The organism is Aristaeella lactis, assembly GCF_018118585.1.
Classification (GTDB): Bacteria; Bacillota; Clostridia; order Christensenellales; family Aristaeellaceae; genus Aristaeella; species Aristaeella lactis.
This window is the reverse complement of record NZ_CP069421.1, coordinates 121013-140934: the sequence shown is the minus strand read 5'-3', so window position 1 is coordinate 140934 and position 19922 is coordinate 121013. Positions and strand designations below refer to the sequence as shown.

General features: G+C 56.7%; 14 protein-coding genes. 2 read left to right on the top strand and 12 right to left on the bottom strand.

The genetic code is table 11. From position 1 onward, the window contains the following. Positions 1-20 precede the first annotated feature (20 nt). Entirely contained in the window at positions 21-2165 is a 2145-nt protein-coding gene (locus JYE50_RS00595) for a Tex family protein (RefSeq protein WP_084095952.1), read from the bottom strand. 91 nt (positions 2166-2256) lie between these two features. Beyond that, a complete protein-coding gene (locus JYE50_RS00590) occupies positions 2257-2889 on the bottom strand; it encodes an epoxyqueuosine reductase QueH (RefSeq protein WP_084095951.1) in 633 nt (210 codons plus the stop codon). A gap of 211 nt (positions 2890-3100) precedes the next feature. On the opposite strand from JYE50_RS00590, the gene cysK reads away from it, so the two are divergent. Continuing rightward, the gene (cysK, locus tag JYE50_RS00585) at positions 3101-4033 is read left to right on the top strand and encodes a cysteine synthase A (protein ID WP_084095950.1); all 933 of its coding nucleotides are present in this window, start codon (positions 3101-3103) and stop codon (positions 4031-4033) included. Between the two features lie 190 nt (positions 4034-4223). On the opposite strand, the gene JYE50_RS00580 is transcribed toward cysK, so the two are convergent. From JYE50_RS00580 to JYE50_RS00560, 5 genes are all read right to left on the bottom strand, one after another. Then, positions 4224-5576, bottom strand: a complete 1353-nt coding sequence (locus tag JYE50_RS00580) for an MATE family efflux transporter (protein WP_283399207.1) — start codon at positions 5574-5576, stop codon at positions 4224-4226. A 50-nt stretch (positions 5577-5626) separates the two neighbouring features. Further along, on the bottom strand, positions 5627-6445 hold the full coding sequence (locus JYE50_RS00575; protein ID WP_143763614.1) for a hypothetical protein: 819 nt from the start codon (positions 6443-6445) through the stop codon (positions 5627-5629). Then, positions 6442-8013 (bottom strand): zinc ribbon domain-containing protein, encoded by a 1572-nt coding sequence (locus tag JYE50_RS00570; RefSeq protein ID WP_084095949.1) that lies wholly within the window; start codon positions 8011-8013, stop codon positions 6442-6444. Before JYE50_RS00570 ends, JYE50_RS00575 begins: the two co-directional genes overlap by 4 nt. 19 nt (positions 8014-8032) lie before the next feature. Next, on the bottom strand, positions 8033-9157 hold the full coding sequence (locus JYE50_RS00565) for an AI-2E family transporter (protein WP_084095948.1): 1125 nt from the start codon (positions 9155-9157) through the stop codon (positions 8033-8035). Between the two features lie 79 nt (positions 9158-9236). After that, positions 9237-11681 carry an amidohydrolase family protein gene (locus tag JYE50_RS00560; RefSeq protein ID WP_084095947.1) on the bottom strand — a complete coding sequence of 815 codons (2445 nt, stop codon included), beginning with the start codon at positions 11679-11681 and terminating at the stop codon, positions 9237-9239. Positions 11682-11854: 173 nt separating this feature from the next. On the opposite strand from JYE50_RS00560, the gene JYE50_RS00555 reads away from it, so the two are divergent. Beyond that, complete coding sequence (locus JYE50_RS00555; RefSeq protein WP_084095946.1) at positions 11855-13042, top strand: class I SAM-dependent methyltransferase; 1188 nt, start codon at positions 11855-11857, stop codon at positions 13040-13042. A gap of 52 nt (positions 13043-13094) precedes the next feature. Here the strand turns inward: JYE50_RS00555 and JYE50_RS00550 are convergent, their stop codons facing one another. From JYE50_RS00550 to JYE50_RS00530, 5 genes are all read right to left on the bottom strand, one after another. Continuing rightward, complete coding sequence (locus tag JYE50_RS00550; protein ID WP_084095945.1) at positions 13095-13889, bottom strand: ABC transporter ATP-binding protein; 795 nt, start codon at positions 13887-13889, stop codon at positions 13095-13097. Beyond that, complete coding sequence (locus JYE50_RS00545) at positions 13889-14824, bottom strand: ABC transporter permease (RefSeq protein ID WP_084095944.1); 936 nt, start codon at positions 14822-14824, stop codon at positions 13889-13891. The genes JYE50_RS00550 and JYE50_RS00545 overlap by 1 nt, the downstream gene beginning before the upstream one ends. A 94-nt stretch (positions 14825-14918) precedes the next feature. Continuing rightward, positions 14919-15935, bottom strand: coding sequence for an ABC transporter substrate-binding protein (locus JYE50_RS00540; RefSeq protein WP_084095943.1), 1017 nt, complete (start codon positions 15933-15935; stop codon positions 14919-14921). A 477-nt stretch (positions 15936-16412) separates the two neighbouring features. Beyond that, a complete protein-coding gene (locus tag JYE50_RS00535; protein WP_084095942.1) occupies positions 16413-18173 on the bottom strand; it encodes a flavocytochrome c in 1761 nt (586 codons plus the stop codon). A 159-nt stretch (positions 18174-18332) separates the two neighbouring features. Continuing rightward, positions 18333-19865, bottom strand: a complete 1533-nt coding sequence (locus JYE50_RS00530; RefSeq protein ID WP_084095941.1) for an extracellular solute-binding protein — start codon at positions 19863-19865, stop codon at positions 18333-18335. Positions 19866-19922: the final 57 nt, after the last annotated feature.

Below are 19922 nucleotides of genomic sequence, written 5' to 3'. Positions count from 1 at the left end.
CTCCTTCCAGCCTGTATCACTTATTGTCTTCCCTGGACCATGGTCAGGGCAATGCGCTTTTTCTGCTCGTCCACGCTTACAACCCAGACCTTGACGATGTCGCCCACCTTCACAACTTCAGAGGGATGCTTGATGAATTTCTCCGCCATGCGGCTGATATGCACCAGGCCGTCCTGATGGACACCGATATCCACGAAGGCGCCGAAGTCGATCACGTTCCGCACCGTTCCGGTCAGTTCCATACCGGGCTTCAGGTCCTTCATCTCCAGCACGTCCGTACGAAGCACCGGCTTGGGCAGCTCGTCACGGGGATCCCGGCCGGGCTTGGCCAGTTCGCTGAGCATATCGTTCAGTGTCGGAAGACCGACCCCGATCTCCGCCGCCAGTTTTTCATGGCCGTAGCGGCTGGCCCGCTGGATCACGTCCGCCGCGCCGCCGCGGATCTCCTTCAGGTCATAGCCCAGCTTCTCCAGCAGCAGCTTGGCCGCGTCATAGCTTTCCGGGTGGACCGCCGTGGCATCCAGCGGGTTTTTGCTGTCCATCACCCGAAGGAAACCGGCGCACTGCTCATACGCTTTCGGTCCCAGCTTCGGCACTTTCTTCAGGGCCGTGCGGCTGGCGATCCCGTTCTCTTCCCGATAGGCAACAATGTTCTTCGCCAGGGCCGGGCCGATGCCTGCCACATGGCTCAGCAGCTCCGCCGAGGCGGTGCTGACTTCTACGCCCACCTGGTTCACGCACTGCTCCACAACACCGTCCAGCGCCGCGGTCAGTTCATTCTGTTTCAGGTCATGCTGATACTGGCCCACGCCGATGGCCTTCGGATCGATTTTCACCAGCTCCGCCAGCGGGTCCTGCATGCGGCGGGCTATGGAAACCGCGCTGCGCTGGGTCACGTCAAAGTCCGGGAATTCCTCCGCCGCCAGTTTGCTGGCGCTGTAAACGGAAGCGCCCGCCTCACTGACGATCATATAGGCCACACCCGGCAGTTCCGGCAGAAGAGAAACAATAAACTGCTCGCTTTCACGGCTGGCAGTGCCGTTGCCGATGGCCACGGCCGTAATCCCGTATTTCCTCACAAAGCTTTTGATCAGCTTCGCCGCCGCGGCCTTGCCGCCTTCGTTGCCCGGCAGGGTGAAATAACCCACGCCGGTGTCCAGCACCTTGCCGTTTTCATCCACAACCGCCAGTTTGCAGCCTGTCCGGAAGCCCGGGTCCACCCCCAGGGTCACCTTGCCCTTGATGGGCGGCTGCATCAGCAGTTGATGCAGGTTGTCGCTGAACACCTTGATGGCACTGACGTTGGCCCTGTCGGTCAGGTCGTTCCGGATCTCCCGCTCCAGGGAGGGAAACACCAGCCGCTCCCAGGCATCCGCGCAGGCTTCAGCCACCTGCTGTGCCGCGGGACTGCTGTTCCGCACAAAAGCCTTGCGGATAACCTCCTGCGCCTTTTCTTCCGGTGCTTCCAGGGAAACCTTCAGGAACTCCTCCCGCTCGCCCCGGTTCACCGCCAGGATGCGGTGGGCAGCGATCGTCCGAACCGGTTCCCGGAAGTCATAATACATGCTGTAAACGCTGTCCTCTTCTTTGGCAGCCTTGCTGCGGATCACGCCTTCCCGGTTCAGCAGTGCCCTCAGTTCCTTCCGGATCTCCGCGCTGTCGCTCACCGTTTCAGCAAGGATATCCCGGGCACCTGCCAGCGCGGTCTCCGCGTCCGGCACTTCCTTGTCCGGGTTGATATACTTTGCCGCTTCCGCTGCGGGATCACCCGCCTGCTGCAGCATCAGCCACAGGGCCAGCGGCTCCAGTCCCCGTTCTTTCGCCACGGTCGCCCGGGTACGGCGTTTCGGCCGGAAGGGACGGTAGATATCCTCCAGTTCACTGAGGGTAACGGCCTTTGCCAGCTGCGCTTTCAGTTCGTCGGTCAGGACGCCCTGTTCCTCCAGGGAGGAAGCGATCTCCTCCCGGCGTTTTTCCAGGTTCCGGAGGTATTCCAGCCGTTCAGCCAGTTCCCGCAGCACCTGGTCATCCAGGGAGCCGGTGGCTTCTTTCCGGTACCGCGCGATAAAAGGGATTGTATTTCCCGCATCCAGCAGTTCCACCGCTGCCTGCACCTGCTGCGGCCGCAGCTTGAATTCTCCTGCCAGTCTGTTCACAAAATCCATTTCATGTTCTCCTCTGTTACTAAACTCTTATATTCGGTCCTGTCCGGAGCAATCTTTTCCCGGTACAGTAAACCATTTCATTCTGCATTCTTCATTCTGCATTCTGCATTGTACTCAAATCAGAATTCTTCTGATTTGAGTACCTGCATCCGCAGTAATCCTGCCGGTACAGCCCGTATTCCTTCGACAGCTCCAGCGAGCGCAGGTATCCGTTCTTCTTCTTGAAATCCGCGAACAGATACTTCACCCCGTACTTTTTGCCGGCTTCCTCTCCGATCCGGTTCACGTTGTCCGCGTTCTTGTGGGGACTGACCGAAAGCGTGGTGGTGAAGTATTCAAAGCCGTGCTTTTTCGCATGTTCCGCGGTATAGTTCAGCCGCAGCACAAAACAGGCAAGACACCGTTCTCCGCCCTCCGGAGCGTCTGCCAGCGCCGGGGCAAAAGCTTCAAAGGCTTCATTGTCATATGCGCAGGGAAGCATAGGAATCTCCCTGGGCAGGAGGGTGAGCAGCCGCTGCTGTTCCGCCAGCCGGTGAAGGTATTCCTCTTCCGGTTCAATATTCGGATTGTAATACAGAAGCGTCACGGAAAAATGCTCCGTCAGCCGTTCCAGCACTGCGCTGGAGCAGGGGCCGCAGCAGCTGTGCAGGAGCAGGGTGGGCCGCCGGCCTTCCAGCCTTGCGATTTCCGTCTCCATTTCCCGCTGATAGTTCCGTTTTTCCATCCTCTTCTCTCCTTATATTGACTGCATGGTCACTTTACTCCCCTCCCGCGGTAAAGTCAACAATCCGGGGCCCGCCGTTGTCCGGCCCGCGTCCTGCATCCGGTTATAATCCCGCGTTATAGGTCATGATAAAAAGAATCTATCTTTCGCCTATTGACTTAGTAGGTTTAATATGTTATTCTTACCGCAACACATTGAGGAGGGAAAGGAAATGTCTAAGATTTATAAAGGATCACTGGAACTGATCGGCAACACCCCGCTGGTCGAAGTCGTGAATATCGAAAAGGAACTGGGATTGGAAGCCACCGTCCTGGTCAAGCTGGAATACTTCAACCCCGCCGGCAGCGTGAAAGACCGTATCGCCAAGGCCATGATCGAAGATGCCGAAAAGAAAGGCCTGCTGAAGGAAGGCTCCGTCATCATCGAGCCCACCAGCGGCAACACCGGTATCGGTCTGGCCTCCATCGCTGCCGCCAAGGGATACCGCATCATCCTGACCATGCCCGAAACCATGAGCGTGGAACGCCGGAACATCCTGAAAGCCTACGGTGCCGAGCTGGTGCTGACCGAAGGTGCCAAGGGCATGAAGGGTGCCATCGCCAAGGCTGAAGAGCTGGCAAAGGAAACCCCCAACAGCTTCATCCCCGGACAGTTTGTGAACCCCGCCAACCCCGCCATTCACAGGGCTACCACCGGTCCCGAAATCTGGAAGGATACGGACGGCAAGGTTGACCTGTTCATCGCCGGCGTTGGCACCGGCGGCACCCTGACCGGTGTGGGCGAATACCTGAAATCCCAGAACCCGAATGTGAAGGTTGTGGCCCTGGAGCCCGAAGATTCCCCCGTCCTGTCCGAAGGCCATGCGGGTGCCCATAAGATCCAGGGTATCGGCGCCGGTTTCGTGCCGGATGTGCTGAACACCAAGATCTATGATGAGATCTTCAAGGCCGCCAACGCGGATGCCTTTGCCACCGCCAAATTACTGGCCAAGAAGGAAGGCATCTCCGTGGGTATCTCCTCCGGTGCCGCCCTGTTCGGCGCCATCCAGCTGGCAAAGCGTCCGGAGAACAAGGGCAAGGTCATCGTAGCCCTGCTGCCTGACAGCGGCGACCGCTACTACTCCACCGCCCTCTTTACCGACTGATTACTATGCATTCTGCATTGTAAGCATACAAACCACCTCCAAAAAACACCAGCGCCTGGATCAATCCAAAGCGCTGGTGTTTTTCTGATATATAATCAAGAAAACGGGTTGTCCAACAAGACAACCCGTTTTTTCCACCATTCTTCATTCTTCATTTTTCATTTTTCATTGTCGATTTAAAAATCTGAAATCAGATTTTTAAATCGACCCATTTCCCCTGCCTGAACCGCAGGGAAACCATAATAAACCTGGACAGCTGGTCCGCCAGGATTCCCAGCCAGACACCGTGCAGCCCCCAGCCCAGCACATTCACCATCAGCAGGGTGGACAGCGTACGGATTCCGGCAATGGAGATCATCGCAGCATAGAGCACATACCGTACGTCCCCTGCGGCCCGCAGGCAGCCGGTAAAGATGATCTGGCTGATCTGGAGCAGTACGATCAGGATCAGATACCGGCAGATCAGCTCACCCATCTCCAGGATATGCGGTTCCTTAAAGTACAGGCCATAGAACCATCGTCCGCCGAAAAACAGGAGCATTGCCAGAATAAAGGAGATCAGCAGGCCGATCCGCTGGCAGATGCTGCCGTAGCGTTTGGCCATTTCTTTTTCTCCTGCGCCAAGGGATTCGCCCGCCAGCGCCACCGCCGCCACCTGCATGCCGTCTGCAAAGGAAAAGCCGAGGCCCAGGATGCTCATACCGATATTGTGGGCCGCGAATTCATCCGTTCCAAGCCGGGCGGCGATCATTGCCGTTGCCAGGAAGCCGACCCGGGCGGCGATATTCTCCAGGGAGGTGTTCAGGGCCAGGTTCCAGATGGATCTGGCACAGCTGCGGGAAAAGCGCAGTTTCAGATCCCTCATCAGGGGAATCCGCACATAACTGTTCCTGCGGAACAGGGAAGACACCGCCATTCCGGCAGCCACTACCGTACCCAGCACTGTTGCGATCGCCGCTCCCCGGATCCCCCACCGGGGGAAACCGAAGTGTCCTTCGATGAGCAGGTAGTTAAAGATAATGTTGACCACGCTGCTTGTCAGGTTGGTGGTCATGGAAAGCTTGGTGTTTCCGCTTCCGCGCTGGGCGGAATTGATCACCATGGTGATCACGTTGAAGAACGTGCCGCCCATGATGATCCGGAAATAGATCACCGAAGCTTCATGGGTGTCCGCGTTGCTGCCCGCCAGCTGCATCATCCACGGAGCAAAGACCACAAACAGCACAGACACCGCCACGCAGGCAATGCAGGCCAGGATGATCGCCGTCAGCAGGATCTGATTGGCCGTATCCTGGCGCTTCTCTCCCTTGCGTCGGGCCACCAGGGCGGATACCGCCACATTGATGCCGAAAAAGATCGTCAGTCCGATGAACTTGGGCTGGTTGGTCAGTCCGACCGCCGCCACGGCATAGCTGCCCAGGGCGGAAACCATCATGGTATCGATCATGCCGGCCAGTGCCACAAAAAAGCTTTCCGTCATCGCCGGCCAGGCAACAGACAACGCCTTCCGTGTCATTGATCCCCGCGTCATCACATCTGTCATTTGATCTTTCCCTTAATTATGCATTGTACATTATGCATTATGCATTGTTTTTAAAATCCGTGTCCGCCTCCGCCGCCGTGGAAACCGCCGCCTCCGCCGCCATGGAATCCACCGCCGCCAAATCCTCCGCCGCTGTGGAAGCCGCCACCGCCGCTCCGGAAGCCGCCGCCTCCGCTGCGGAAGCCACCGCCGCTGCCCGAGGAGCTGTTATGAACAATCTTGCGGCTCAGTGTCTTGGCAGCGATTACCGCGCCCGCGCCGGCCGTGGCGGTGATAATATCAGGCATATGCACCTTCACTTCCTGCTCCATGCGGGCGGAAATGAACAGGTAGGCCAGCAGGATCGCCGCTATAAGGGCCAGCAGCGCGTTGCTGATATAGCGCATGGGTCCGGTGACGTTTTCTCCCATCAGGACCCTGTGCATCTGGTTGAACGCGGTCAGCACACAGCCTTTGTAATCCTTGTCAGACGCATAGGTATATACATTATCCGTGATCGTATATCCCTTGGCCCGGGTCATCGTTTTCATCATGTCGTCGCTGGACCAGACCAGGAGCTGCCTTGTTGCCATATCGATGATAAAGATTGTGCAATGACCGGTAAACACCTTATTGGCCCATGCCTCGACCTTGTTCTCCACATATTCCGTGGATGATCCGCCGTAGGTATACAGGCCGGCGTTGCAATAGTCCGTTATCCCCATCATCGTGTTCAGCACGTCATCGTAATCCCCGTCTTTCAGCAGGGACGCGCCGTCTTCGATCACGGCAATATAACCGGACTCTTCATTGGTTCGTCTCAGCACTTCCGCGCCAACTGTACAGGGGATCAGCAGCAGGATCAGGAGAAAAGCGATAATCCTTTTCACAGCATCTCACCTCCGTTATGGGATTCGAACTGCGGAAGGGCGTTCGAGCAGGATTTGTTATACATCCGCAGCAGCTGCAGGCTTTCCAGGACAACACCGGCCATGATCGCCACCGTGATGATATACACCGGTGCGTCCGCGCTGTGGAAGGGATCCATGATCATCAGCACGCATCCGCCGATCATGGCGCAGAAGGTAAGGATACTGCCAAGCGGAAGCTTTCCGCCGTCATCTCCCATGAACATGATGATTCCCAGGAGCACCGTCAGGGCCACAGCCCCGAAATGGTATATGCTCACATTGTTCAGGCTGGAAGCAAACTCCATAATGAAATAAGTAGCTGCACCGGCTGCCAGTGCACCCAGGTACCGGAAAATACCGTGGTTTTTCTGGCGGTTGACCCGCTTCTGCAGCCGTTTCATTTTGTTCATCCGGTCCTGCACATTCACGGTCTGCCCTTTGACTACCGCCTCAGCCATTTCTGTGTCGTGGATCCGGGCCCTCCGCCCGTTGACCGCCAGCTGGGCAAAGACAGCCAGGATCATGGCGGCAACCATGACCATCTCCGGCCGCAGCGTCAGGAAACGGTCAAACAGCAGGTAAAGCACCGCGGCAAGGCCCAGTGCCACCAGCGCAAAACGGGAAATATCCATCGGGATATCCGCCCACATCTCGCCTGTCACAGCATTCTGCACGGCATAGAGTACCCGTTTTCCACTTCTCATGGACATGAACCACACTGGCAGCAGCGTATCACCGGTATATTCGGCTTTTGCCTTGGAGGTCAGTGCCGTCTCCAAATCTGACGTGGAATAACTGGAGGGGTCACCCTTCAGGGTGGGCAGGGTCTGTTCCAGGCTCTTGCGGATCGCTTCGGATTTCGCGTACGGCTCATAAAGATCCGGATCCGTATCCGCCATGTCCGCGTAAAATCCGCTCAGGTAAGCCGGGGAAAACGGCACAACCTTATCCCTGGCTTCACTGGAAACAGAGATCGCTTCGGAAATGTTGTCCGGCATTTCCCGGGAAGCGTCATGCAGAATGCCCTCATACTCGTGATTGAGCTTCACCTGCGTTTTATAAACATAGGTGGCATTCCCCTTCTCTTCTTTTCCCTGGAGGGTTGCCGTTCCTTTCACGCTGGCGCTATAGGTATGATACGGCACATAGATTCCGCGGAAGCTGTCCGCCGTGATATTCCGCTTCAGCCGGTGATCGGCGCAGAAACTGCCGCCAAGCATGTTACGGAACTTTTCAAAGCATTCCTCCCGGGTGATCTGGAAAGGGATCACCTTTTCCGGAGGCATATATTCCGCCTCCTGCTTTTCCAGCATCACAGAAGAACCGCAGTAGCTGCAGAAGGAAGCCGCCGCGGTGTTGATCGCGTGAATTCCCGCGCCGCAGGTGGGGCAGGTCAGCAGTTCCACGTCAAAACTGCTTCCCGCCTGCCGGGCTTCCTTCTCATCCGCCTCGGCAATGCTCATCATCCGGTCACATCTGCCGCATTTCAGCTGCTGTGAAGGAATATCAAACAACATCTGGGATCCGCATCCGGGACAACTGTACATGAATGTTCCTCCTGCAAACTTATTTCAGTCTGTTCTTGAACCAGACAGAGATCAAATGGAAATCCCTCGCCGTGGGCACAAACAATTCGCCCTTGAAAGCGCCAACCAGCACGGACATCAGTACCGGCCCGCCGATCAGGCCGAGGATTCCGCCGAAGCGCATACCTACAAACATGCCAATCAGGCTCTGAAGCGGCGTGATGCCGATGGAATCTGACATCAGTTTCGGCTCCAGCACTCTGCGCAGAAGCTGCAGTCCCAGGGTCAGGAAAAGGAGCTGCACTCCCGCAGCCGCGTTCCCCAGCAGGAACTGAATGATGCTCATGATAATATAGGGCACGCCGCTGCCGATCATCGGAACCAGTTCCATCACGCCGCAGAAGAGGGCTGTGATACCCGCATAGGGAAAGCCGAAAATGGTCAGATAAATCCAGGAAACAATCCAGACGATCAGGCCGAAAGTGCCCTGGACCCGCAGATAGCCGAACAGGCTTTTCAGCGTGGAGTTGGTCAGCTGGGTAGTCCGGCTGTCCTGCCTGCGGCGTTTCCCGCCCGGCAGGTAGCTGCGGATCTCATCATAGTTTTTAGAGATAAAGTACAGGCCAATGGTCAGGAAGCTGATATAGATAATACTGTAAGGTGTGGCAGCAGCCAGGCTCAGGGCAAAGCCTCCCACATATTCGGCCACGCCGCTTCCCCACTTGCTCACAGTTTCCAGTCCGGAGGTCACAACACTGCGGATCCAGTTTTCCACGCCCGGATCCGTTGCTTCCCCGATACGCGTCAACAGGTTATTGAATGCCTGCCGGATCATGTTGATACTTTCTGTGATCATGTCCCCGGAATGAGCCACAAGCTTGGGTGTCTGCTCAATAACAAAAATCAGCAGCCAGATAATCAGGCCCAGGAACAGGAACAGCAGCAGGAGCACCGGAATCAGAGAAGCAGGGCTCCGTTTCAGCCGGATCCGTTTCTGCAGGAAGCGGATCACCGGCTGCAGTGCGGCTGCTACCGGAACAGCAATGATAAACGGGGAAAGCTTGTCCCAGATCTCCGGCAGTACCCAGCGCACAACAGCAAAAGCCGCGGCAATCCCCAGCAGCCGCAGAAGCAGCCGTTCAGCCGCCTTTCTTTCTTCGCTCATACGCTCACCGCCTTTCAGGCAAAAAACTATTGTTTATTTTACCTCTGTCCTTCTGTCTTTGTCAAAAAGAAAAAGCCCCTCAACGGAGCTTTTTCACGGCTTCTGCTATTTCATCCGCACCGTTCAGCGGATCCACGTAGCCTTCCAGCAGTTTTGCCTTTACGCTTAACCCCCTGGAACGGGGATTCAGGAAAATCCGGCAGCGGCCCTGGCCGTTACGCGCCTCCTGGATCAGGTTCATGGCCGGTGCGTTTCCGTCAAAGGCCAGCAGCACCGAATTCATGCGCTTGAACACTTCATAGGCGAAGCTCTTGTACAGTCCCATCCCGGAGCTCTCGATCGAGATCCGGACAGATACGCCGGCCTCCAGCAGGCGTTTTTTCTCCGCCCGGCTGATCCTTGTCGGTACAATGGCCGCGATCCTGAACCTTCCCCGGTTCATTTCCGCCAGCCGTCCTTCCAGCCCTGTCAGGCTGTGCCCGATCACAAAGAACGTTTCAGCAGGATCCAGTGTATCCAGCAGCTGTTCGATCAGCCGCACGTCCTCCTCCCGGATCACAGTCCGGTGACCGCTGTGGTTAAAGCTTCCGCCGGCCACCACCACCGGAAACAGCCCTTCAGGCAGCGGAGCGATCCGTTCCTTCAGTTCCTCCGCCGCGTCGATCCTTCCGGACTCCTTCCACAGGTCCTGGGTGATCCGGGGTGTCTCCTCCAGCCTGCGCTGGTACCACTTTTCCGTATCCCCGGCACCGCAGGCTTCCCGGAACTCCGCCATCCGCCGTTCAAATACCCGGCGGCTCTCCTGAAGGATCCGTTCATCCGCCCGGCGCATTTTCTTCAGTTCCTCAAAGCTCAGTCCCAGCAGTTTCTCCAGGGAAAGCTCCTCATCAATGGAATCCGTTCCGTACAGCGCGCCGCCATCCGTTCCCTGCACGCAGGCGATCCCCGCCCGCAGGTACCGCCGCAGCGGATGGTTGTCCAGCCGGGACAGGTTGTTCAGCCTCACATTGGAGGTGATCTGGAACTCCAGGGTTACCCCGAGTTCCTTCAGATCCTCCAGCAGTTTCCGTCCCTTCGCCGTCCGCAGATCACAGGTATACAATCCGTGGCCGATGCGCATGGCTGGCATCTTCTGTCCGTCAGCCAGGGCTTCCTTCACACAGGCGATACTGTTGGCCACATTGTCCCGCAGGGAATCATTCTCGCCGGCATGGATCCGGATCACAAAGCCTTCATGCTCTCCTGCTATCCGGACCAATTCCCGGATGACCGCCCGCAGCTCCAGAATATTGTTGATCTCTTCACCGATGATATCGCTTCCGGCCACATAGGGATCCCCGGCAATCGTCCGCAGGATCTGCAGGTTGTCCGCCAGGTAGTCGTTCGGTGTGATCCTGTCCCGGATGATCGTCAGCGGTATCCGGCGGATACCTGCCAGGAACCGGAGCATCACGCCGGTTTCCCGGGTAACAGCCGGCATGATCTCATGGATCTCCCGCAGTCTTCCCGCGAACAGCTGCCGGTTCAGCAGGGCTGTATCTGATATCTCGGCGTATTCTATGCCTCTGCGCCGGTATTCCCGGGCGATCCACAGCAGCAGATCCTGATAGAGCGTATTCCGGCCGAAGCGTTCCGTTTCCCGGTCCCGGCGCATCTGCTCGGCATAAGCCAGCACTTCCCGGTCCGGGATCAGCGCCAGGTTGATCCCGCTGACAGGGTTCTCCGCCGGCTGTCCCTTAGTGAACACATAGCGGTACAGGTACACCTTCTCCAGGTCAGCGAACACCGCCTGGCCGTCTTTGGGAATGGTCAGGGAGTTCCTGATCCTGTCAATGTTGTACTGCGCGTCCGCGGGATTTCCGAGAATCAGCTCGGCAAAGTTGATAAACGTATTGTCATCGATCCGGCGGTCCCGGTGTTTGCCGGTCAGTACGGTCTCACCCAGTGCCGCTTCTGCGGCGATCCGTCGTTCTTCCAGTTTCGCCGTCTGGGAAAGATCGCACCGCAGGCCCAGTTTTTTGATATAGTAATAGGGATAGCGCAGCTGGCGCACAATGCCCAGGGCGATCAGCGCATCCGGCGGCAGGTTGCCGTTCATGTGCGTGTGCAGATCCGTACGGAATTTGCACTCGCTGCGGATATAGGTTTTCACGATCGTCTTGGCCACACCAAGCCGGTAATCCCGCGTCTGGCTCATCAGGGTTTTGGAGATAGCGGGAATCGATGCCTTCATTTCCACCCTTCCATCCGGGAAAATGTTGGCGATCTTGGTGTTTCCCAGCCGCAGGATGTACATTTTCCGGTTATCTCCGTCATAATAGCAGGGGATCTCATCCCGGATCACCCTCAGTCCCTGGTCATCCTCCTCCGTCTCCAGGCCGCACAGCCTGGCCAGGTTGGTGATCAGGTTTCCGGTATGGTGATTCGGCGTCCGGATGGTATAAAACAGGCGGTCTCCCTCCATGCAGAGATCGACCGCAATATCCTTTTCTTTATCGAGATAGAACTGCTGAAAAAAGATCATGCCCTTCCCTTTCCCGCTTTGCGATCCTTCAGGTCCCTTTTGCCTACTATATCACAGATCGGAGAAATCGTTCAAGTTTCCCCTCACCCCGTTACTGGACGGGATTTTCCGGATATGATACTATGGCTTTGTACCGGTTTGTCCCCGGCGGATAACGGTTTCCGGAGGTTTATATGAATTACGAAACCCTTGATGAGGCCCTGCGCTCTTTTGACGCGGAATCGCTGCAGTCCCTCATTCTCAGCAACCCCGTCCCTTCCAAAACAAAATACAGGAAGATCCGTGCCGAAAGAAACGGTGACGCCTTCTTTGTTTCCTCCTTTACAGTCACCCAGGTTTTCCACGAGACAGTTCCCGCGGAGAAGATCCTGGACTACTGTCTGGACACGGCAAGGGAAACCTACCGCCAGCTGAATCTGTGGCTTTCTGACGGGCGGGTTGTTGAAATCCTGCTGTCCAAAAAAGGAAAAGCCCACGTCAGTGTCCGGGCAGATCAGCCTTCTGTTCTGGACCGGACGAAAGCCCTTCCCAACCGGCAAAAGAACCACATCCTGCAGGAAGGCATGATTGTTCCCCCGCTGGTGGATATGGGCGTACTGACGCCGGAAGGAAAGATCATCCGCTCCCGGTATGATAAATTCAAACAGATCAACCGGTTCCTGGAGATCATTGATGATGAATATAAGGACTATGTTTCCGACAAGCCCCTCCGCGTGATCGACTTCGGCTGCGGAAAGGCCTATCTGACCTTTGTCCTGTATTACTATTTCACCGAGATCCGGCACCTGGCAGTAGATATGACCGGTCTTGACCTGAAGACGGATGTCATTGAAAAGTGCAACCTCGCCGCGCGGAAATACGGCTATACCGGGCTCCGTTTTGAGATTGGCGACATCGCCGACTATTCCCCGGATGACGATATCGATATGGTCATCACCCTGCATGCCTGCGACACCGCCACCGATTATGCCCTGTACAACGCTGTCACCTGGAACGCGAAAAAGATTTTCTCCGTTCCCTGCTGCCAGCATGAGATCAACAAAACCATCATCTCGCAGCACCTGAACGTTCTCACCCGCTACGGCATCATTAAGGAGCGCTTCTCCGCCCTCCTGACCGATGCCCTCCGGGCGGACATTCTGGAATGCTGCGGTTATGAAACCCAGGTCCTGGAGTTTATCGACCTGGAGCACACTCCCAAGAACATCATGCTCCGCGCCGTGAAGCGTCCCGGCGGTGAAAAGGCTGCTGAAGCCCGCAGGCAGAAAATGCTGCCTGAGATCGAGGCAGCCCTGCAGGAGTTCCGGATCGAACCAACCCTCTATAAACTCCTACTGAAAGACAGTGCTTCCGGCAAATAACCTGTATGCGCAAAAAATCCCGCACGCACTCGTGCGGGGTTTTCTGTATCCGTCACTTTTCGATTCCCAGCAGCATCCGGTCATTGTCCAGTGCCCGGCCGCTCAGCTGGCGGAACTTGTCTGTCAGGTCTGCTATCGTCAGGCTGGCCCGTTCCTCGCCGGTCACGTCATAGATCACCCTGCCCCGGTCCATCATCAGGGTCCGGTTGCCCAGGTCCAGGGCGGACTGCATATTATGGGTGATCATCAGGCAGGTGATGTGGTTTTCTTCCACAATGCTCCGGGTCAGTGCCAGCACCTTTTCCGCCGTACCGGGATCCAGGGCTGCCGTATGCTCATCCAGCAGCAGCACTTTCGGCACGTGATAGGTTGCCATCAGCAGGGTCAGCGCCTGGCGCTGTCCGCCGGACAGCAGTCCCACAGGCTGGCGCATACGATCCTCCAGGCCCATGCCCAGCAGGCTCAGCCGGTCCCGGAATGCTTTCTTGTCCGCCGCGGAAACCCGGGAAAGCCAGCCGCCGTTTCCGGCTGCCAGCGCCAGGTTTTCCTCAATGCTCATATCCGGTGCGCTGCCCCGCATGGGATCCTGGAACAGGCGGCCGATCTGCCTTGCCCGCTTGTGTTCCGGCACCATGGTCACGTTCTTCCCGCCCAGGTAAATGGATCCGGAGTCCAGCACAAAACTGCCGCAGATGGCATTGAACAGGGTGGATTTTCCGGCTCCGTTCGCGCCGATAATGCTGACAAAGTCGCCGTCTTCAATCTTCAGGGAAACGTCAATCAGTGCCTTCTTTTCATCCGGTGTTCCGGCATGGAAAGTTTTGCATACATTCTTCAGTTCCAGCATCAGGCATTCCTCCCTTCCCGGGAAGCCTTCCACCGGCGGATCATCAGCGGAAGCTGCTGCCGCAGATAGGGACCGGAGATCGCAAGTACCACGATAATGGAGGAAACCGCTTTCAGCATAAAGGCAGGCATGTTGAACCGAAGGGCCAGGGCGTATACGATCCGGAAGAGGACCGCACCCAGCACCGCACCGACTGCCCGCAGCGGAATCGGCTTATGCTTCGCTATGAACACTCCGCCGATCAGCAGGCTGGCCAGGGCCACCGTCACCATACCGGAGCCCATGTTGATATCAAAGCTCTTGGCCTGCTGTGCCATCAGGCAGCCGCTTAACCCCGTAAACGCGTTGGAAACGCACAAGCCCACAGTGGTCGTAAAAGTGGGATTGATGGAAGAAGATCTCACCATGTCCGCATTGCTGCCCGTTGCCCGGATCGCCAGGCCCAGTTTCGTCTTCAGGAAGAAACAAAGGAGCAGCACCACCAGTGCCACAACGATCAGCATCACAATCAGCGTGCTCTGTCCCGCCAGGGGTGTTCCCTTCAGCAGGTTCTTCGCCATGGAGAAAATCGTAGTGGTCTTGTTCATGGCCAAAGTCGCCTTGTTGCCGGTCAGCGCCATATTCACGGAATACAGGGCGGTGTTCACCACAATGCCCGCCAGCAGGCTCTGCACACCCATCCGGGTCTGCAGGGTCGCTGTCACAAAGCCGGAGATCATCCCTACCAGCATGGCCGCCGGCAGCGAAAGCCAGGGATAGCCCGCAATTGCCACCAGCGCCCCCACTGCAGCGCCCAGGGTATAGCACCCGTCCGTGGACAGGTCGCACACGTTCAGCATGGAATAGCTCAGGAACAGGCTCAGCACCGTCAGGGAGTTGATCAGGCCCAGTTCCATGGCCGTCTGGCCTAATGCAAGAATCTTGTCAAATGTCATAATTCACAGTCCATTATTTCATGATTGAAAAAAATACCGCAGCGGAGGGAAGAACTCTTCCCTCCGCGTCGTTTTTACCGGATCAGGAGCTGAATCACTCAAAGGCTTCCGCCGTGGTGATTTCCTGCACCTTGGTGCAGTAAGGTCCGAAGGCTTCCTTGATCGCTTCAAAGTCGAAGCCGATCGCAGCACAGGTTTCGGTGTTTACAGTGGCAGTGCCGTTGTCGAAGGTCTGTACGGGAGTCACGGCAGGATCCGCACCGTCCACCAGGATCGCGGCAATCATATCGCCAGTAACGCGGCCCAGGTTGGCATAGTCCACGCCGTAGCCCAGGAAGGCGCCGTTCAGGGCGAAAGAGTCAGCGCCGGTATAGTGCGGAATCTTCGCTTCAGCCAGGGTCTCATAAATGGAAAGCTCGGCTTTCATGATCGTGTTGTCCGTGGGGGTAAAGACGGCATCCATGCCATCGCTCACGATGGCTTCAGCTGCCTGCATAACCTCAGTCACGTTGGCGCCGGTGTATTCCTTCACTTCAACGCCCTTTTCAGTCAGGATTTCCTTTGCCGCGGCAACGGGAGCCGTGGAAGCGTCCTCAGAGGGATTGTAAAGCAGGCCGACCTTCTTTGCATCCGGATTGGCGGCGAAGATCAGGTTCAGTACTGCGGCGGTGTCCAGGTAGTCAGAGGTGCCGGTGATGTTGGCGCCGGGCTTTTCCAGGCTTTCCACCAGTTCGGCTCCCACCGGATCAGACACGGCAGCGAAAACCACCGGAATTCCGTTATCCGTGGTCATACCCTGCATACCGATCGCCACAGGCGTCGCAACGCCCACCATCAGGTCCACTTCATCGGCGATGAAGTTGGCAATAATCTGCTGCATCACGCTGGTGTCCAGGTTGCAGTTGTCTTCGACGATTTCAAAGGTAACTCCCTTTTCCTGCCCGATCTCGCCCAGCCGTTCCCGGATGTTCGCGATGATCTGGTTCAGGCTCGCGTCGTCCACAAAGTTGCAGATGCCGATTTTGAAGCTTGTCTTTTCCTCCGCGGAAGCCAGGGAAATCATGGAGAATACCATAACCAGGGTCAGTACCAGTGCCAGTGCCTTTTTCATTGTTTTGTCCTTCCTTTCATTTGTCTGTCCTGAAATACAGGGGAAGGTTTTGAGCCGGAAACAAAAAACCTCAGCACACAGGATCCCTGTGTACTGAGGCGAATATTTCGCGGTGCCACTCAGTTTGACTTTCCCGGAGGATCGTCATCTCTTTCATCACGTACCCCTGATACGTGCCGCCCTGGTAACGGGTGCGTCCCCCGTCGCTTCCTACTCATTGCTTTTCGGAGCGCCCTCAGAAGTCCATTCACATCCTCCGCACGCACCGCCGTTCCACTGTCGGCGGCTCCCTGTTCCGTGCCGCGGGGTTGCTACTATTCTTCCTCATTGGTTTAGATGCAGGATACTCTCTCTCAGCCTTATATGTCAAGCATAAGATTTGTATTTCTCCTGTACTACAATTCATTTTCCATAATCATTCTGTGCCGGATAGCTCAGGACACTACACATTATGAATTATGAATTGTGAATTATGGATTATTCTCCGATATACGCCATCGCGCTCTCAGCAGCGATTCTTCCGAAGATCACGATGTCAGCCACCGCGTTTCCGCCAAGGCGGTTTCCGCCGTGAACACCGCCGCAGACTTCGCCGGCCGCGAACAGGCCGGGAATAGCCGCGCCTTCGGTATTGATAACTTCCGCTGCCACGTTGATCTTCACGCCGCCCATGGTGTGGTGGATACCGGGAGCGATCCTGATGGCATAATACGGCGGGGTGGTCAGGTCTTCCTTCATGCCTGTGGTCCGGCCGAACTGGGTATCCCGCTGGTTCTTCACGATTTCGTTCCAGTCTGCCAGTGTCTTTGCCAGTGTGGCCGGAGCAATGGCCAGCTGCTCCGCCAGTCCCTCAATCGTGTCTGCCTGGACGGTAATGCCGCTCTTCACATATTTTTCAATGGCCTTCAGGTTATCCCTCAGCTTCTGGTCGAAGATGATATAGGCATAGCTGCCTTCCTGCGCCAGTTCCGCTGCGGAAACCGCGTCGCGGGTCAACAGTTCGTTGGTGAAACGCTCGCCGCTCTGATTCACCAGGATAGCGCCGTCTCCGCGGACAGATTCGGTAATCAGGATGGAGGTCGTCTGTTCCACGGTGGGATGCAGCTGAATCTGTTCAATATCCACCAGGTCAGCACCCAGTGCCTGCGCCATCACGATGCCGTCACCGGTTGCGCCGGGCGCGTTGGTGGTTACCGTCCCCTTCAGGTCAGGCCGGTAAGTGGTATACATTTCCTCGTTTGCGCCGAATCCGCCGCTGGCCAGGATCACGGCCTTCGTGTTAATCGTATAGATTGCGTCCGGACCCTCCGCCTTTACGCCGGTAATCTTTCCGTCCGCGTCTGCCAGCAGTTCGGTTGCCGCGGTTTCCAGCATCACTTTCACGCCCAGCTCATTCAGCTTGGCGGAGAAACGGTCCACCAGGTACGCTCCGACGCCGGAGCCGTCCTCCGGCGCGTGAATACGGTTCACGGAAGCACCGCCGGAGAAGGAGATCTTCGGCAGTTCCGCGCCGATGGTGTCCAGCCAGTCAATGGCTCCCGCCGAGCTGTTGGCCATCATCGCCACCAGGGCGGAATCGTTCAGCGCGTGGCCGCCCTTCATCGTATCGGCCGCAAACAGCGCGTTGGAATCCTCAATCCCCTGTTCCTTCTGGTAATGGGTTTCGGATGCGTTCATACCGCCGGTGGCCTTGGTGGTGTTGCCGCCCACATAAGGCATCTTCTCCAGGATCACAAAATCCTTTCCGGCCTGTTTCAGCATGATGGCCGCGGTCATACCCGCGCCGCCGGCGCCGATGATCACGATTTCCGTGTCAATCGTTTTTTCTTCCTTGGGTCCGTCGTCTTTCGTGTCCTTCCGGTTTGCGTCCAGCACGGCAATGTCCGCGCCGGCCTGCTCCAGGGCGGATGTCGCTGCAGCGATGATCGCGTTGCTGGTCACGGTGGCGCCGCTCACGGTGTCCACGTTCGGAGTCTGTGCCATCATGATCGCCATGGCCATCTTTTCCGCGGCAACGCCGCCCAGTTCAGGCGTCTCGCCGGTAGCGTCGATCAGCACGGTCTCGATCTCGGTCTCACTTACCCGTACCGTCACCTTCACCGGTACAAAAATGCCCTGGGCTTCCCCGGTATAACTGCCGGGCTTAAAAAGGGACTCTTCCGGCTGCGCCTCGGCAAATGCCGTTGCGGAAACCAGCAGCATAGCAAACGTAAGCAGAAGGCATAACAGCTTTTTCATCGTTTTTCCTCCATTCGGCACTGTTCAGTTGTCAGGCAGTTGTCATCCTTTATTATTTTACAGCATCCGCGGAAAAGCTGTCAATCTTTTCCAGCCTGAAAAAAGGGAACGGATCCGCGGATCCGTTCCCAGAGTCAGGGGGGGGTAACCTGGTCCTCTTTATTTCATGTAGCGGTCATAGGCAGCCTGATAGACAGCCAGCACGTCCGCCAGTCCCATGCTCTCCACCTGCGCCACATAGTCGTCAAACTTGTCCAGGGACTCTGTACCCATAATGAACTTGTCGATAGTCTCGTTCATATAGGTTTCAATTTCGGTGTACTTTTCATTGATGATATCCTGTTCATCCTCCGTGAACGCCAGTGTCGGGAACGCATCGCCTATGTGGCCTTCCTGTTCATAGATATCGCGGATGCGGTTCACTTCGTCGCTCACGAAAGCGCGCTCATAACGGGCATCCTGCAGCAGGGTCAGCATGCTCTGGATACCGAAGGAGCGCAGCGCGTCCTGGGGAGACAGGCCGTCGGGATTGTTCATGATCAGGTCGGAATACTTGTAATCGCCGTCCACAACATTGAAGTGGGTTCCCTCTTCACCGAAGTTCATCAGGATCATGCCTTCGTCGCTGTAAACGTAGTCCAGAAGTTTCAGGGCAGCCTTCTTCTGTTCATCCGTAGCTCCGTCATAGATACCGGCGTTCCAGTCCTCATCTACAGTGATGGGCTGCAGCTGGTCACGGGTTTCGCTGATGCCGGTGGGTCCTTCCGGAGGCACGGCACCCACGATGTTGATGTCGCTTTCCACATCCTTGAACAGGTTGGCTACGTTGTCAATATAGGCGCTCCAGTCATAGCTCATGAACACCTGGTTGTTGGTCCAGGCGCTGTACCAGGACGTCTTGTCCCGGGTCAGGTATTCCTGGTCGATCAGGCCTTCGGCGTAGCAGCGGTTCAGCCATTCCAGCGCTTCCTTCATCCGGGGATCGGTCGCGCCAAACTTCACCTGTCCGTCTTCCGCGAAGAAGGTCTCGGCAATGCCCCAGTTATTGATGAAGGGGATCACGTTGCCCCGGTTGTTGCTGCCGTTCTTGCGTACAGCAAAGGGAATTTCGTCCGCTTGGCCGTTGCCGTTCGGATCGCCTTCCTTGATGGCTTTGAACACGTTGTAAAGATCCTCGGTGGTCTTTGGGGTTTCCAGTCCCAGCTTGTCCAGCCAGTCCTGGCGCCAGAAGTAAAGCTTGCCGGCAGTGATGGCAGTCCGCTGGCCGATGAAGCGCATGATGCCGTCCGCGTCGGAAACCTTCCGGCGGATGTCCGGATCGCTGTAAACCTTCCACAGGTTCGGCGTATCGGTTTCATTGATCAGGTCATTCAGGGGCGTCCAGGCATCTTTGTACAACAGCAGATCCTTCGCCTTGTACTGAACGATGGTGGGGAAATCTCCGCCGGCGATCAGCAGGCCGTATTTCTCAGCCAGGTTCTCGGTCGGAGCGGAGATGATCTCGATCTTGATGCCCAGTTTTTCCTGCAGCTTGTCAATGGTCCACAGGCCGTTACGGAAGGGCATGTTCTCACGGTCGGATCCCCAGATCGTGATCGTCACGGGTTCCTCTGCGGAAGCGGCTTCCACAAAGGTCAGCGGCAGCAGGCAGACTGCCAGCAGCAGTGCCAGGAGACGGGAAAAGTGTTTCATGGTTTTTCCTCCTTCTGTTCTTTGATAAACTGTCTATCTTAACCCCGTTCCCGGGGT